The sequence below is a fragment of the Pseudoalteromonas luteoviolacea NCIMB 1944 genome (genome assembly GCF_001625565.1).
Classification (GTDB): Bacteria; Pseudomonadota; Gammaproteobacteria; order Enterobacterales; family Alteromonadaceae; genus Pseudoalteromonas; species Pseudoalteromonas luteoviolacea_F.
Genome location: NZ_AUXS01000042.1, coordinates 132,366 through 149,467, shown reverse-complemented (window position 1 = coordinate 149,467; position 17,102 = coordinate 132,366). Strand labels below are relative to the sequence as shown.

Genomic DNA, 17,102 nt, shown 5'->3' with positions numbered 1-17,102 from the left:
TTTTACAAATATTTCTAAAAATATACGGGCTAAAAAGAGTAAAAACAAATGAAATAGTGAGAGATACCTCCAAGCAACTCAATCAAGTTGACAAAAAGCCGTGTCACGACATCGATTTATGTAGATAGAGGTTTACATTCCTTAGCCTTTAAAGAAACCTATAAAACATGCCCGAAGAAATAATGTGGTTTAGCTTTTTATAAGCCGATGACCCTGGTATGATCAATTCCGGCATTTCTAATTGGTAATTAAGATTGAAGAATAAAGATAAGGTTTTGGTAATAGACCTATTTGCTGGCCCGGGAGGGCTCGGAGAAGGCATTTCAGCTACAACGGATAAAAAAGGCAATAGACCGTTCGATATTTGTATATCTGTTGAAAAAGAACCTTCTGCTCATAAAACCTTAACGACTAGATCATTCTTTAGAAAAATTGAATCAATGCCTGAGGGGTTAAACTTCTATAACCAATATTTGCAAGGTGAATTATCTCGTGATGAGCTCTTTGAAAAGTTTCCAGAACAATCGGAACTTGCTTTAAGAGAAACACTTGACGGCCCAAAAGCTCTTGGTGAAGACAATAAACTTATTCATAGCCGTATCGAGGAATTAATTAATAACCACGATGGGCCAAAGGTAGTTATTGGTGGTCCTCCATGTCAAGCTTACTCACTTGCAGGAAGATCCCGTAATGCTGGCATAGAGAATTATAAAGCAGAAAAAGATCACCGCAATTTTTTGTATTTAGAATATTTGAAAGTCCTATCGATTGCTCAGCCTGATATTTTCGTTATGGAAAATGTTAGAGGTATCCTTTCAGCAAAAATTAATGGCAAAGTAATGTTTCCTCAAATTCTTAAAGATTTAAGAAAACCAGGAAAAGTTACAAAAATGAAAGGTGTACCCGGATATAAAATCTACTCATTGGTGACACCTGCAGAAAACTCCAACAATCCTCAATATAAGAATTCATCCGATTTCCTGATTAAAGCTGAATATTATGGGATCCCTCAGGCTAGACATAGAGTAATTTTATTAGGAGTCAGAGAAGACTTAGGTTGCATACCTAAAATAATTGATGAAGTAAAACGGCAAGTAACTGTTGAAGAAGCTATAGCAGACCTGCCAGCTTTAAGAAGTGGCTTTTCCAAACAAAAAGATATTCAATCAGATTGGGAAGAACAAATTGCTAACAACTCTAAAATACTTACTAAGTTATTGAATAATAGGTTTGGTAATGAAGCTACCTCAACTCTTGCACTCTATCCAATAAAAGGGCTAACTCGTTCGAGCTCACAAAAATCCAAAGTAAAGCCTAAAATGCCGAACCATATTAAAGAATGGTATCTAACTAACTCACCAAAAAGCGTACTTAATCATGAAACTAGAGGACACATGACTTCTGATTTACTACGTTATGGATATAGTGCCGCTTTCACAAAACTAAGTAAGGGAATATCCCCTAAATCTAGAGACTTTCCTGTTGAATTAGCACCAGAGCATGAGAACTGGAACTCAGGTTCTCATGCTGATAGGTTTAGAACACAGGCTGAAAATAAACCAGCTACTACAGTGACAAGTCATATATCGAAAGATGGTCATTACTTTATCCACTATGACCCTCAGCAATGTAGAAGCCTTACTGTACGAGAAGCTGCTCGGCTGCAAACTTTCCCCGACAATTACTTCTTTGAAGGAAATAGAACACAACAATATGTCCAAGTTGGGAATGCAGTACCTCCATATTTGGCATTGCAAATAGGAAAAATTGTATTAAATATGTTAAATTCATAAGAGTTTAAGCTTAAAAAGAGCTACCCTGATTTTTATACTTTCCTCGATTTGCGAGTATTTCTGTACCTTAATTTGAAAGCCAAGGCCAATATTATTTTGATAATCTCCCATTTGCTTTGGCCATCTGATTAAATATCTAAATAACGAACACAACCAGAGATTATAATTAAAAAACACTAAATCCCATATTAGATATACACTTAACCCACTTTATACGAAGCGAAAACTTTCAACCACCCCACCAGGAATTTACCATACACACTTCTATTTTTAAAACCCTTAAATAATAGAGTTAAATTACACTTCACAACCACTTCAACAACAAATACACTCCAAAAATAAAAAACCTATCTATATACATTATTTCTTAATTAACTTTTTCTTAAGTGGTCAGAGGTTCAACTCCCAACATCTTTTAAAATATAAATATTATAAGCGAGTCTAAAACGAGAGACTCAGCATATATATAATAACTTTGTGGAAATTTCACCTTTCATGTAACTATAAGGAAAACAACTATTACATTGAGTACATATTTTTTAACTAGCTCAATGATTTTTAGATAAATTTATGTTAAAAATGTTTCCTATGCTAAGTTAAAATTAAAAGGGATATTGCTTCAATGAATTTCGAAAAGTCACTTGTAAAGGTAGCACTCTATATATCATGTAATGACGGAGTCTTCTCCCAGCAGGAAGAAAGTGAATTAATCAAGTTGGTGGCCCAAAATATTCCAAACGTTAGCAGGCAGTCTCTAGATTCTTGGATCGATGAATTCTTTGAAGAAGACCTTCAATTAGAAAGTTACTGCGAACAAATCACCGATAAAGAAAGTCAACTACTAGCACTTAGCTTAGCGGTTAAAACTGCCTCAGCAGACGGTTTAGATCTAAAAGAAAACTTAGCCCTCCACAAGGTAATGAATTTTTGGAAAATATCTTGGAAGGAGATAACAGGTGCCTGAACATATAGACCTTTCTCCAAACCCTAAATCACATATTAAAACGTTAGCAAGAATAGGGTACAACCTTAACTCTGCAATAAGCGATATTATTGATAATTCTGTCACAGCAGAATCTAACAACATCTACATTGAAATAGATATTATTGATGAGAAAGCCGTTTTAATTATTCTAGATGATGGCTACGGAATGACCCCTGAGACGCTTATAGATTCAATGCGAATTGGGTGTAAAGACCCGGCTGATATTAGAAACGAGTTTGATCTGGGGCGATTTGGTTCAGGAATGAAAATGGCTAGTTTTTCTCAAGCGAGAAAGCTTACCGTAATAAGTAAGGATTCAAACTCGAAACCCCAGAGTGCAACTTGGGATTTGGATTTAGTTGAACATGAAAATGCCTGGAAACTTATCAAACACTCCGAAGTAGAAACAAATGATTTATGTTCCAAATTCAATATCCAATTCGGTAAGCAAGGGACAGCCATCATATGGGAAAATATAGGAAAATATGATGGATATCCAGTTTCAGAGCTTCAAGCTGTCTTGGGTCAAGACCTGACTAATTTAAAAAGCTATGTTCGATTACACTTCCATAAGTTTATGGAAGGTAAAAGAGCAATAAACTTCTATTTTAACTATCAAAAGCTAGAACATTTCGATCCCTTTTTAAGAAGTCGTAGCGGCTATCAAGAAGGACCATCTCAAAAGTTTAGGGTTAAGAAAGGTGGCAGCATTGAGCTCAGAGTGCATATACTTCCTCACGAATCCAAGTTAACAAAATCTGACTTAGCGAAGTTAGGTGGCACAGATCAGATAACAGCTAACCAAGGACTATACGTTTATAGAGCAAATCGGCTCATCATCTCAGGTGGATGGTTTGGTTTAACTAGATTATCTCAACTGGGTAAACTAGCTAGAGTCGAAGTAAATGTGCCAACAAGCCTCGATGAAGAATGGTCAACAGACGTAAAGAAATCATCACTAGAAATACCACATAAAGTTAAAGCTAAGCTTAAACAATTGATCAGAGAACCAATTAAAAGATCACAAAAAACTTATCGTTATAGAGGCCGTTTAGAAGAAGCTAACGCATTCTGGAAAGTTAATGAGAATGAAAGGGATAAGAGTATTAGCTACGAAATAGCAAAAGATAATACCTTGCTAAAACACCTTTTATCGACGCTAAATAATGAACAAGCATCCACTCTAATTGAGTATTTAAAAAATTTATCCGCAGAAATACCTATTCATCATATATACGAAAAAATGTCCTCTGAGCCTAATCAGATTAATCAGAATGATATTAGTTATACCGACTTATTGGAAGGATTGAAGAAATTATGGAACAAGTAGCTATTGAAGATTGCACTAATACGCTCCTTAGAATTTTTAATGATGCAAAGGTATCTGGAAAAAAAGTTGATCAGGAGTTTATAGACAGTACGACTCAACAACTTAGAGTTATGCTTCCCCAATACAAAGAACTGAGTGAAGAAGATTGGAAAACTGTTAAGTTCAAAATTGAAACTAGTATAAACGTCGATATCGATGAGCCACCAATAGTTCTTGCTAATCCCAAAGTGGAACGCTGGTTAGATCATAAGCGCGGCGAAATTAAATGGACGTATTGGAAAGCTTATGAAAATTATTTACTAGATCAAGGCAGAAATAAAACGGTAATAAAGAAAACAGAAGAAACAATTGACGATATTTTGGACTGTTCTGGTGACCCTACTATAGAAGGGAAGTGGAACCGAAGAGGGCTTGTTATGGGCAATGTCCAATCTGGAAAGACTCAAAATTACCTTGGTTTAATAAACAAAGCTGTTGATGCTGGTTATAAAGTTATAATCGTCCTTGGCGGGCACCTCAACGAGCTAAGAATGCAAACTCAGGTACGATTGGATGAAGGGGTTACCGGTAAGGAATCGAAAAGGCGCTATGAAGGGGGGCAACCTATTGGTGTTGGTAAATATAGAGACAAAAATTATGTGGCACATCCTCTTACAACAATTGAAGGTGACTTTAGCAAGCCTGTCGCTAATCGTTTTGGTATTAATTTCACAAAAGTTGAAGGCCCTATAATTTTTGTAATAAAAAAGTGGGCATCTGTATTGAATAACCTTTTTGAATGGATTGAAGATCACCACGGTTTAAATTTAGAAGAGGGGAAAAAATTAGACACTCAAGTCTTATTAATAGATGACGAAGCTGACTATGCTTCAATTAATACCAAACATGAAAAAGGTGATATTACAGCTATAAACAACAACATAAGAAAGCTTTTATCTCTATTTAATCGCTCTACGTATATTGGTTACACAGCAACACCATTTGCCAACATCTTTATCGATCCTGACGAGGAACATGTAGATATTGGTGATGATCTTTTCCCTGAAGACTTCATGATCCGAATTCCCACTCCTGATAGTTACGTTGGACAAAAACACTTTTTTCAATCTAATGATGACAGTAAGTCCGACCCAGTTGTCATAATTGACGACAATGAGGTTCTTCTACCTGCAAAAAGTAACAAAGAGACTCCCGTAGGTGTATTGCCAGAATCGTTAAAGGAAGCAATCAGATGTTATTTAATTACTGTTGCTGTGAGGTCACTTAGGGGCACGCCTAAGGCACATAGCACAATGCTAATTAACATGACTCACTTAACTCTTCTACAAGATAAAATTGCAGAAGTAGTTGATGAATACATGGATGAAATACGCAGCGCCGCTGATTTTGCACTGGGTTACTCGATGGAGCTAGCGGTTAAAAAAAGTCGTGTGATCTCAGATATTAAAGACAGTTTCTATAAGTTTTATGAAATAAATGAATCTTTTGAGGAAATTTTTAATCATTTAAAGAGAGCAATTGGTAAAACGAAGGTATTCGCTGTACACGGCAAGTCAGGAGAAAGTTTAGACTACTCAGCATACAAGGCTAACGGTTTATCAGCAATTGTTATTGGAGGGCATAAGCTGTCTAGAGGACTTACTTTAGAAGGACTCACCATATCCTATTTCACTAGAAACTCTAAAACCTATGATACGTTGATGCAAATGTGTCGCTGGTTTGGATATAGACCTGGATATAAAGACTTGTGCAAACTATTCATAACAGAGGAGTCATTTGAATGGTACGAGTTTATTTCCAATGCAATTGATGAGCTTTATCTTGAGCTTGAAAGGATGTCAGAACAAAAGAAAACCCCTGGCGAATTTGGATTAAAGGTTAGAGAGCACCCAGGAGCGTTGTTGATTACTGCGAAACAGAAGATGAATGCGGCACACAACCATACACGCTCGCTAGACTTAGCTGGGAGGAGATTAAGAAAGTATGAGTTTTACGTTTCGGATGAAAATAACTTAAACAATCTAAATGTTACTAGAAACCTGATAAATCGTCTATTTGATGAAGGTGTAAATCAATACAGTGCCGCTGATGGCTCAACTATCTTTTATGATGTTGATCACTCTTTCATTAAAGACTTTATTTCAGATACGAAGTATGTGGAGGGAGAAGTCACCGATGATTTGTTACTACAGTATATTTCTAAACTTGAAAAGTCTGGTTTACCTAAATTTACCGTATGTATCAAAAATATAAAAAACGAGAAAAATTTATGGTGGTCTCAAAAGCAAGTTCAGGATGGAGATCCTGAGTTACCAAGTATTATTTCATTAGATCATAGATTACCTCAAATAAAACCGTCCAAGCGGAAGTTATTGGCATCTGTCAGCGGGAATACTGTTTGCTGGGAGAGACAAGAGATTGGTGATAAGCATGACGAAAGGTATTTCTTGCAAGACCCCGATAATGCACCAGAAGAATCGAACCCCTTTTATTATATTACAAATCCAGAGCGCAACCAGCCAGGGCTAATAATATACACGCTATCTATCGGCACATTACCTAAAAATGCTAAGAAGGGTGGCGATGAAATTTTAGGAGTTCCTCACAAAGATCCAACGATTAGCTACTCAGTCTCTTTTCCTTTAATCGAAAACTTAAAAGGTAAGTCAAAAAGAGAGATTGATCGTCTGAGCAGAGCAACAAAAGTCTCCTATGTAGTCAATCAGATATGGAAAGCTCTCAATGAAGATCTTGTACTTGAGTATGAAGATGATGACGAATAACTATCAAGAATTTTTTAAAGATAACCCTTGGGAAGGTATAGAATCGGGTTCTTATCCGTCTTCAGCTAGAAGGTTGTATAAAGAGGATTCTAGGTTTTGGGTTTCAGTTAATGCAGAAGGAAACTTTCTATTTTTTGCAGAAGAAGAAGGTTGTTTTGAATTTGATATAGCCAATAAATTGGACTGTCTAGACATTAGGCTAGATCAGGTTAGTGATAAAACTCGACTTGTATGTATTCTTACAGACGCCGAAATGTTTGATAAGTTTCGTACAATTGCTAAAGATGTTGCTGCATATTCGACAGAGTATGGCGGTTTGAATATGTTCCGTTGTGTTATATTGAGAATTTATTCATGGAGTGAATTTTTGAAACCATCAAGGTCAGGTCTGGGGTTTCGTGAACTAATTGGATTTTGGGGCGAATTATTTATATTTCACGAATACTTCGCTAAAAATTGCGGATTTCAAAATGCTTTGAAGGCATGGATAGGACCAGAAAACAAAAAGCAGGACTTTACTTTTGATGATGTTTCTTTCGAGATCAAAACCAGCATTGTTGGTGATGATAATAACCTTAAGATTTCTTCAATTGAACAGCTCCAAAAGATTACAAGCAATCTATACCTAATAGCCTTTAGAATTAATGAGAATTTCGAATATTCAGGTTTAAGCATCACAGATTTGGTAGATAAATGCGTATCGTTAATCGGTAATAACGAAGCATTAAAAAGTGAATTTCAACATAAGATCTCTGAAAAATATGGTAAAGCTACTGATGTTGAACTTAAACGAAAGTTCATTGATTTACATATGATAACTTATGAAATATCAGAAGACTTCCCTCGAATAGTTCCAGAGAACTCACCACATGAGAAAATATTAAAAGTGAATTATACGATAGATGGCAATTCACTTGGGAATTACGAAACATCGAAAACAATAAGTGAGATCATTGAGAATGGAACAGCTACTTCAGTTTAAAAATGAACTAATCAATGGCGTAAAGCTCTCATCTGAAAAAGATCTCTGTTTTGAAGAAGAAAAGTTTTTTGAGCTTATCTCGGAGTCAATTTCTGAAGCTGGAATCTTAGATAATATAGAGTATCACTCTTACAGAAACACAAATAAGTACATGAAGATCGATGGATATAGCTGGAATCCATTAGAAAAGACACTTAGCGGCATTATTACAGACTATGAAGACGAAGAAGGCATCTTAACAATAACCAAATCCGACTTGGTTAAGCTTGGTAAGAACGTATCAAGATTTTTGGAAAAGATCGATGATGAAGTTTTTTTAAACTCACTAGAAGAATCTACTGACCGAGTTATCGCTAATTCAATGAATTTTTATCTTCCAGATGTTTTAAAATTTAGAGTTGTTGTACTTAGTACTAGAAAGCTAAGTGATCGAGTTAAAAAAGTTGCTATTGAAGAAATAAGAAATAAGCCAACGTCAATTGAGATTTGGGACTTAGAACGGTTAAAAACTTTGTCTGAATCAGGAACAGAAAATGAGCCTTTTTCTATAAATTTCCTCAATTATTGCAATGGTCTTAACAATTTACCCGCGAATACAGAGAATGAAGGTACCCATACTTATCTATGTGTAATGCCTGGAAAAGTACTAAGTAAAATATATGATGAATATGGACAACGCTTGCTCGAGGCTAATGTAAGGACATTCCTTGATTTTCGTTCTTCTGTAAATAACGGTATTAGAAGAGCACTACTAACGGAGCCTGAAAATTTCTTCGCATACAATAATGGTTTAACTTGCACTGCTACCAATGTAGAGTTTTCAGATGTTGGTGGGGGAAGAGTTATATCTAAATTGGACAACCTACAAATAGTGAACGGTGGTCAAACGACAGCTTCGATATATTTTGCACCTAGAGAAAACGGAGGTATCGGAAATAAACTATATAAAGATATTGACCTCGGAAAAGTTTTTATTCAGATGAAGCTTACGGTGATTCGTGAAGAAGATAAAATTGAAAACCTCAAATCACGAATAAGCCAATATGCTAACACTCAAAATTCAATCCAAAAATCAGATTTAGTTTCTAATCACCCATTCCATCGAAACTTAGAAAAGCTGGCACTTTCAATTCCGATGCCTGCTGGTGAATCTGGTTTGTCTACAAAGTGGTTTTACGAGCGAGCAAGAGGTCAGTACGCGACTAGAAGTAGAGCACTAACTAAAGCTCAAAAAGAGCGCTTTATGCTTGAGTTTCCCAAAAGTCAAAAATTTTCGAAAACTGACATGGCGAAATATGAAAACACATGGAGAATGAATCCTCACGAGGTTAAAAAAGGTGCTCAAGCTAACTTAAAACTGCTTGGTGAAGTTATTTCAGAAGAATATGGCAAAGATGAAACACAATATAGGCACGCGTTTTACAGGGAGCTGATAGCAAAAGCATTATTATTTAAAAATGCAGATTCAACTATCTCAAAATCAGATTGGTACAAGGAAGAAAAAGGGTTTAAAGCCGAAGCTGTTACCTACACCTTAGCATTTCTGAGACACTTATTGGTTCAACAGAAAAAAGATATTAATCTCGTAAGAATTTTTCAAAACCAATGTGTTTCTCCAACATTATCAAAACAGATTGAAGTTCTGGGTAAATTTGTTAGAGGTAAGATATTGAATCCAACATTTAGGGGTGGCCAAGGAAACCCATCTGAGTTTTGTAAATCTCCAAAAGGCTGGGAAGCTATTAAAAATTTAAGTTTCGATTTAAATGAACTTGCTAGCTCTGACGTTCTTGATAGCACTGAATTAAAAGAGAAAAAAGAAGATAATAGACACTTCAATGAAGCTGGTGCTCAAATTGACTCCCAAACAGGGGTAATGGATGTTAAAAAAGAAGAGTGGCTTGCAATAAGTAGCTTCTATAAAAATCAAGGCTACCCCCATTACCATAAGAACATCTCTCTTCCGACTAAATGTGCAAATATGTTTTTGGGTGGAGAGCTTCCGTCAAATAAGCAAAGTAAGGAAGCTCTAAATATTAGAAATCGAGCATACAGCGAAGGGTTTGATTTCATCAGCTAAAATGTTAGCACGAGTGGCAGTTCAGTTTTAGTCTTGACAAGAGCCCAGCATAGCTGGGCTTTTTTGTGTTTGTTTACAAATACGATTACAGGGGCGGATACACTAGGGTTGGTCAATCCTAATGTGAGGTCAACAGTTTAAGTAGGCGCTATATCACCTCGCATAAAGCCATTGCATTGCGCGCATAAATCCAATTGGGAAGGTTGTTTCATGCAGCCCTTCTTCGATCACATCCTGTTTAATGTTTAAGTTTGCATAGCGCCGAGCTGACAGCTGTTTTACAAATTCAGTTTGATCTTCCAGCCATTGGAAAGGATACCTTTTTGATGTTTCATGTGTGCCTACGGCAAAATACACCCGAGCTGCTAGGTCATCGTGATTTTTTGCGTATTCCCTTTCTTGTTTAAACAACAATCGTTTGTCCCAGAAAAAAGCGCCGCTTAATACCACATAGCTCTCAAACAAGTCGGGTTTATTGAGTAATACGTAACTTGCAAATAAGCCACCAGCAGAATGCCCTACCAAGGTACGTTTGTTTTGGTCAATTGAGTATCTGGCTTCAATAAATGGCAGTAACTCACTTTCAATAAAGCTTAGGTATTGCTGGGCTTGACCGGGTTTAAAAGCGCGCCAATTAGCATCAGTCGAAGGGGTATAATCTCGAATGCGGCTATGCATCATATTGTCTCCCTTTGAATAGCCAATTCCCACTAAAATGACTTTTTCGAGCACACCTGCACTCATAGGTACACTCAATGAACTGGCCGCCAACGGAAATGCATAAGGGCCATCGTTCACAATCACCATGGGGTATTTGGTCTTTGCTGTTTTTGAGTAACCTTTGGGAACAGCAACAAATATTGAATAGGTTCTACTCAACTTCTCTGATTTAATTTCATAAACAGATGAGTTGGGTATAGCAAAAGAAGACACCTGGCTTGTTGAATCATAGTTTGCCCATGCAAGGTGCTGATAAACAAATAAAAGAGATAAAATAAAGAATCTGTACATATTAATCCTATTTCGGCCTAAATATTGTCGTTAAATCTGGACCAAAAAAAGTATTGGTCAGCGAAACGCTATATTTTCACCAAAACACTATGTAGGCGACCGACCCAGCTTATCTGGACACGTTATTGCCCACGCACCTTACCCATCTCTTTTAACCTCCCCTTGATGCAGCGTTTGCGCTGTGTTGCTTTCTATATTGGCTAGGGCTTTGTTTTATATACTTTTTAAATGCAGCACCAAATGTCGAACGTGAATTAAAACCCGCGTCAAAAGCAACGGCGACAATTTTGTGATCCGTTTGTTGAAGTAATCGACATGCTTCGCGCACTCGGTGTTGATTCACAAAATCGAAGAAGCTTGTCTTCATATGCTGGCTAAAAGTTTCTGATATTCGCACTTCAGAGACTTGGATTTTGTCAGACAAAGTCCGCAGCGAGAGTTCACTGTCTTTATAGAGCTGTTCAACGTCCATCACATAAAGGAGCTTTTTGGCAATTTCTACTCTCGCCTCTTCAGTCAAACTCGATTTTGAATACACAGACTCTTTGTCTGAATTTGAGGCTGTTTCGACCCAATCCAACTCAGCATTAGACTCTTGATACACCGGTTGCTGATTGATGCCCCGAAGTGCAATAAAACCAACAAAGAACATTTCAATAACCATATTGGTTAAATAAACACTGCCCGGTTGCTTACCTGTCAACAGCCATAGTTCACAAATTGCGTACCATATCCAAGCCAGTGTGATTACGATAATTACCCATCGCAACCAACTAATTTGTTTATCTTCAATTTGTGAAAACAACATTCTCAGTCGCGATGTATGGGCTCTGAACAACTTAAAGGACATGCCCAAGTATGTAAAAGCAGTGACAACAAATAAAACCAAACCTATCTGACACCCTAATACAGCACGCTCATACAACACAGGATCGCGCGTTAACGGGTTCATGAGCGCCACCTTTTGCTCTGCCGACAACACATAATAAGGCGTAGCAACTAACGCTGCGATAAAAGGAGCGCATAATGCAAAAGTATCTTGGCGCTTAAACCATTGCTCTTTTTGTTCGGTTAACGACCTAGTATAAAAGTACATAACAGAAGGTAAAAATAGCTTGAGCGAGAACATGATCCCCGCAAGATGCGGCCATATTTCAAAACTGTTAGTGTGCATGTAAAGTTGGTCAAACTTAACCAAACCATAAATAAACAAAAATAGCGCAAGGAATCGCTCTTGATCACTTCGCCCAGACTGCTTAGTCAGCACTATTGCCATTGATAAAAAACACATTGCAATGGTCATTGACGAAATTATGACTTTCCAAATATCTAGACTTGCCATCGGTACTAAATGGTATTCCTGAGCGCTTTATAGTTACCCCTAATTTACCGCAGCGCACGCTTTTAATCATTCATTTTGAAGCAGTTTTTAGTCCTACCTAGCTTTCTCGGACGCATCGTTACAACAAATAGTGCAGATTTAACGCGATATCCTTGTTAAAACAAAGAGAGGTAATAATGAGTTTAACAGTGGGAATGGTTGGCCACATGGTGTTTGGTGGTGCGGGACTAATTGCGGGTTTTTCAGCCTTTATTGCTAAAAAGGGGTCGCTTAACCACATCTTCATTGGCCGAATATACGTGATAGCCATGATATTAATGGCTGTGACTGGGTTTTATTACGCCTATATAAGAGCTGTACATATTTCTATGTTTGCCGCGGTGTTGACAGCTTATCTGGTTGCAACCAGTTGGTTATACGTTCAAAAAAAGATTAAATATCGAATAATTACAAGGTACTTACCGATATTTTTGGGTTTGCCCGTTTTTGTTTATGCCAGTTATTTAAGCTACCTTGCCATGAATGGCATCACCGATGATTTTGGCCACTTCCAAATTCCAGCGATCAAGTACTATGAATTTGCGTTAGTCACCTTAATTGCTTTTGGCTATGACTTGTTGTTTGGACTTGGGAAAGCTCACAGCTTTAAACAGCGCATGAGCCAACACATTTGGCGAATGGCCTTTACTTTATATATCGCGTGCAGTGCTTTTTTCGAAGGGCAAGCCAAGTTGTTCCCTGAAAATCTACAATATTCGGTATGGTTAAGCTTGCCAGAAAAGCTCGTACTCGGCCTTATGGTGTACTGGTTGTTTAAAGGTAAAATCAAAAAACTTTGGCATAAGTTTTAGCGCTGTAAACTATTCAGTATTGATTGCCAGTGGCTAGCGCACTGGCTTTTGTTTGCTAAAAAAACGTTTGCATAAGGAATATAAGTAACCAGTTACCCACACACCGATAGCAAAAAAACTTAAACAACAGTCGTGCTTTGCAGCACCTCTATTAGTGAAGGTGCTTAAATAGCTCAATGCAAACATGAAGTAGAAAGAACTAAAGTGGTGTTAACAATCTGGTGACCGCGCTAAGGACATAAATAACAGCCTACTTAGAAATGAGAGAAGGCGCTAATGTAAAGCTGTATTGATAAAGGGCAAAAGAAGCGCACATAAAAACTGTAAGCTTACGCTTCCATAACAGTACCTTATATAACAACATTCATGTAAACAACTCCCCTATTGAGACTTCGATTAATCCACCTTATTTTTATTAATACTTTTATAAAATGCTAATTTTAAAGGGTTTTTGTTAATTTTTAGTTGCGCAAAGTTTCATCTGTTGATAATTTACGACAATCTATTAAGGAAGAGGTATAAGGGTGTGGTAGGCAGCACAAGAAGGATCAAAACAGAGAACTTTCGCATGTATGTCCAGCGTTCAATGCGGCAACTGCGCAGGGAAAAGAAATGGACTCAAGAGCAGCTAGGTAGAAAGCTAGGAGTTGACCAAGCAACCATCAGTAATTATGAGTCTGGAAAAACGGATATGACGTTTACTCAACTATTTGAGTTATTTCTTATTTTTGGTAAGGACTTAAGCGGTATCTTCGATTTTAAAACATCGGTAATTGCAGATAAACAACAAGAAGAGCAAGAAAAGGAGTAGCTTATTATGTTTGATATTTATTCTATCGTTGATCACGTATTTCCGTTAGTCGTCGCAATTGGGTTAATTCTTAGTTGGAAGGTAGCGACTGCAAGATGGTTCATGATTTCTTATTCAGCTATTGTCGTCACTAATTTGTTAACTATGCATTTAACTATCCAATGGAATACTCACTACTATTTGTTTGATGCGTTGGTCTCCATTGCCTTTCTTATACCAATCATCTATCGTAGGGATCTTGCACTGTTTCTATACAACATGACTGGCAATGAGTTTTATCGTTGTGTCTACAGAAAACAGGCACTTTCTGCACAGGAATGCATGATTGTACTTGTAGTTATTATCTTAGTTGCAGTAAATCTTATTACATGGCTTGAAGTTCTGTCTTACAAATATTACTGGATTGATAATGCCTTTATTAAGCTTTACTTAAGAGACAATATTGTTTTGCTTCTTCAAATTATTTTGTGCGGATGTTTTTTAACCTATGCGAATAAAGCAGAATCAAGGGAGCTAAATTATGAAAACACTTAATTACAGGCAATTACTAAAGATAAAAGGAGGGGCAAACGGAAACTCCCCGGACTTGCCTGTGAGAGCACAAGGAGCCTCGCAACCCGATATTAAAAGTGTCATTAGATCAACAAAGTAACTTTTTATGAATATGTTCATTGCTACTGTATTTGCTCTTATGAATATAAACATGTCAAAAGTATTTTGTAAGGAATTACATTATGAAATCGCTGAAACTTGATCTTTTAACGCTCGTTCAAGGCGGGACAGGAAGTGCAGATTCACCAAGTTTACCACAAAGAGCTCAACATGTCGCACTACCAAGAATTGAGAAAAGTGGAATTTATAAAAAGTCACTAGAAGATTAAACCTTCACTTCAATGAGTAGGTGCATGTTTGCGCTTACTCCGATGAAAATATACATGAAAAAGTATTTTATAAGGAAATTAAAATATGAAAGTACTTAGTAAAATTCATACAAAACATATTGTCTGTGGCAGTGCCAATGCCCCCAAGCTCCCACCTAGAACTCAGACCATACTGCACAAAATAAACCCTAATGTTTCAACAAACGACTCTTTAATTCTAACGCTGGACATTTAGTCGACAGTTAAAGAGCCGGTTAAGCATTCTCGACTCTGATTCTCAGTGCTATTTGTCTTAAATAGAACTTACTAAAACAAACTATGAAAAAAGCTCAGGTAATGTAATAACCACATTTAGTAGGACTTTCTACGCATTACTTTAGCCACACGATACAACTGCAATCGAAGGAATAGAACGATGAACAAACTAAATATTGAATTTTTAGCGCGTATCCAAGGTGGACAGCACTCTAGAGATCCTGACTTGCCACAACGTGCTCAGTCGGTGAACCAACCAGCATCTAAGCCCAAGATTACTCCACATTCTTGTTTTAGATAGTAGCTGAGCCTATTCATTCTTTAGTGCAGAAAGCGCCTTTAATGGCGCTTTTTGTATGAATATATACATTTTTATAACGGCTGTTGATTTGCAAAAATATGAAGATTTCCTGCTGACAAACATATCAAAGTACTTATTTTCTAATACATTCTCTCTTTACTCGTAATTAAGAGCTTAATTTTCTAGAGTTCAGTGACTTAAGAAGTCATCTTAACTCTTTTCCTAAACTTAAGAATACAATCTCCCCCTTAATACGAAGGTAATGACTATCATTCAATTGAATACATTCTGAATAAAGAAATTCCTAATTGCTCACTTAAAAAATTGTTCATATCAGAACAAGGCGTAAGATAGATAAAGCTCTCAATATAGTCCAGGTTACCAAACGGCTACGTACCCATTATTTCTATTCTTCGGAAGCTTTCAGCATAAGTAATACCCTAGACCAAGATGCCAACAAAACAAGCTCCCCCCACCCTAAGACCAAGCAAGACCGCAAGACAAGCGCTCTATTCAATAATTAACGATATAAAATTTTAAATTGAGAATATTTGCGACCGAACAAGCCTAAAGCCCCCTCATAAAAACAACTACTTAAACCCTGTTTTTGCTACCACTTCTCAATATGTGCAACAAACCACTCACTCGATAAAATAGTTAATATAAAGTCAATTGAATCAGATATTTACTCAACTCCATTTAATTGCTGAATCAACCAAACTACACAACATTTAACAAGCAATTCAATAAGGAGATATCAATATGAAAAAAGAGCTACTCAACTCTGTTTTATTCACGCTATTTATGCTTTTTACCAACCTAGAAGCACACGCAGACAATTACATAACTTGCTCTAGTTGTTCATCTATTGGCGCAATGCAAAGTAAAGCCAAATCTTACATTTTTGATAGGACCAATGGCGATAGTATGTCATCTACCTATATCGTTCATTTAGTTAGTATTCCCAATGGCATTGCAGGCTCATTTCGCGTCACTTCTCGACCAGAATTAAATAGGTTTGGAGAAATTGAAACCACAGTGACCGCAAGAAGGTCATCGACGCCTCAACACCTAATTGATCAGGCCAAACGTGCACAATCTTATATGTATTTGGCCAAAAAGACGCGAGTTCCCGCCTCTAGCGGCTACCGCTCCGCTTGGGAGATGGCGCGAAATAGTAGTAGCAGAGATAGATTTGACGATTGGGCTGCACAAAACGATTCATTGAAGTATTGGTCGACACAAATAATTTCGATATTTGGCGGCTTATTTTACGACCCACTTGCTGGAATTGAACTATTATTTGAGTTCGAAGATGGCTCTCAACTCATAATGAAAGCAGCAACTTTGCGATCTGGTACTAAATTGCGCTTATCCTACACACGGCATAGTGCGATTGACTCTGATGGAAATCGAATTCCAGATGCAGGTACATCTATCGAAGGAACTTATCAATTTTCGTCGCAATATAAGCTTGAGCAGTACATTCAAAAAGCGGCTGAGTACGGAATTAGAGTAAGAGTAATTTATTCAGGAGTAAGGGGCAGAGTTACGATCGTCCCCATTAACAGGACTTAAACTATGATAGAAATGCTTAGAAATGGCGAATTACATTTAGCCCCGGTAGTGCTTGTGATTCAAGTGTTAATTTGTCTTGCGATTAATATTTTCGTGGCACAGAAATATAAATACAGTAA

At 37.0% G+C, this 17,102-nt stretch carries 14 protein-coding genes; 12 read left to right on the top strand and 2 right to left on the bottom strand.

All coding sequences use genetic code 11. From position 1 onward, the window contains the following. Window positions 1-254: 254 nt before the first annotated feature. The 6 genes from N483_RS16045 to N483_RS16020 all read left to right on the top strand — a co-directional run bounded on the left by N483_RS16045 (window position 255) and on the right by N483_RS16020 (window position 9,953). Complete coding sequence (locus N483_RS16045; RefSeq protein WP_036976414.1) at window positions 255-1,793, top strand: DNA cytosine methyltransferase; 1,539 nt, start codon at window positions 255-257, stop codon at window positions 1,791-1,793. Between the two features lie 622 nt (window positions 1,794-2,415). Beyond that, window positions 2,416-2,757 carry a hypothetical protein gene (locus tag N483_RS16040; RefSeq protein ID WP_023399774.1) on the top strand — a complete coding sequence of 114 codons (342 nt, stop codon included), beginning with the start codon at window positions 2,416-2,418 and terminating at the stop codon, window positions 2,755-2,757. Continuing rightward, window positions 2,750-4,108, top strand: coding sequence for an ATP-binding protein (locus tag N483_RS16035; RefSeq protein WP_023399773.1), 1,359 nt, complete (start codon window positions 2,750-2,752; stop codon window positions 4,106-4,108). The genes N483_RS16040 and N483_RS16035 overlap by 8 nt, the downstream gene beginning before the upstream one ends. Continuing rightward, entirely contained in the window at window positions 4,096-6,891 is a 2,796-nt protein-coding gene (locus N483_RS16030; RefSeq protein WP_023399772.1) for a Z1 domain-containing protein, read from the top strand. Before N483_RS16035 ends, N483_RS16030 begins: the two co-directional genes overlap by 13 nt. Further along, window positions 6,878-7,873 carry a PD-(D/E)XK motif protein gene (locus tag N483_RS16025; RefSeq protein ID WP_172642413.1) on the top strand — a complete coding sequence of 332 codons (996 nt, stop codon included), beginning with the start codon at window positions 6,878-6,880 and terminating at the stop codon, window positions 7,871-7,873. The genes N483_RS16030 and N483_RS16025 overlap by 14 nt, the downstream gene beginning before the upstream one ends. After that, a complete protein-coding gene (locus N483_RS16020; protein ID WP_023399770.1) occupies window positions 7,851-9,953 on the top strand; it encodes an AIPR family protein in 2,103 nt (700 codons plus the stop codon). The genes N483_RS16025 and N483_RS16020 overlap by 23 nt, the downstream gene beginning before the upstream one ends. 153 nt (window positions 9,954-10,106) lie before the next feature. On the opposite strand, the gene N483_RS16015 is transcribed toward N483_RS16020, so the two are convergent. Both N483_RS16015 and N483_RS16010 read right to left on the bottom strand, forming a co-directional pair. Beyond that, window positions 10,107-10,964 (bottom strand): alpha/beta hydrolase, encoded by an 858-nt coding sequence (locus N483_RS16015; protein WP_023399769.1) that lies wholly within the window; start codon window positions 10,962-10,964, stop codon window positions 10,107-10,109. A 151-nt stretch (window positions 10,965-11,115) separates the two neighbouring features. Continuing rightward, complete coding sequence (locus N483_RS16010; protein ID WP_172642412.1) at window positions 11,116-12,240, bottom strand: helix-turn-helix domain-containing protein; 1,125 nt, start codon at window positions 12,238-12,240, stop codon at window positions 11,116-11,118. Window positions 12,241-12,482: 242 nt separating this feature from the next. Between N483_RS16010 and N483_RS16005 the strand changes: the two genes are divergently transcribed. The 6 genes from N483_RS16005 (at window position 12,483) to N483_RS15990 (ending at window position 16,983) form a co-directional block, all read left to right on the top strand. After that, window positions 12,483-13,157, top strand: coding sequence for a hypothetical protein (locus tag N483_RS16005; RefSeq protein ID WP_023399767.1), 675 nt, complete (start codon window positions 12,483-12,485; stop codon window positions 13,155-13,157). 526 nt (window positions 13,158-13,683) lie between these two features. Then, a complete protein-coding gene (locus N483_RS16000) occupies window positions 13,684-13,968 on the top strand; it encodes a helix-turn-helix transcriptional regulator (RefSeq protein WP_023399766.1) in 285 nt (94 codons plus the stop codon). A gap of 6 nt (window positions 13,969-13,974) precedes the next feature. Continuing rightward, window positions 13,975-14,502, top strand: a complete 528-nt coding sequence (locus N483_RS15995) for a hypothetical protein (protein ID WP_023399765.1) — start codon at window positions 13,975-13,977, stop codon at window positions 14,500-14,502. 200 nt (window positions 14,503-14,702) lie between these two features. Continuing rightward, the gene (locus N483_RS27045) at window positions 14,703-14,849 is read left to right on the top strand and encodes a hypothetical protein (protein WP_023399763.1); all 147 of its coding nucleotides are present in this window, start codon (window positions 14,703-14,705) and stop codon (window positions 14,847-14,849) included. A 415-nt stretch (window positions 14,850-15,264) separates the two neighbouring features. Next, window positions 15,265-15,405 (top strand): hypothetical protein, encoded by a 141-nt coding sequence (locus N483_RS27040; RefSeq protein ID WP_023399761.1) that lies wholly within the window; start codon window positions 15,265-15,267, stop codon window positions 15,403-15,405. Between the two features lie 762 nt (window positions 15,406-16,167). Then, a complete protein-coding gene (locus tag N483_RS15990) occupies window positions 16,168-16,983 on the top strand; it encodes a hypothetical protein (protein ID WP_023399760.1) in 816 nt (271 codons plus the stop codon). Window positions 16,984-17,102 lie beyond the last annotated feature (119 nt).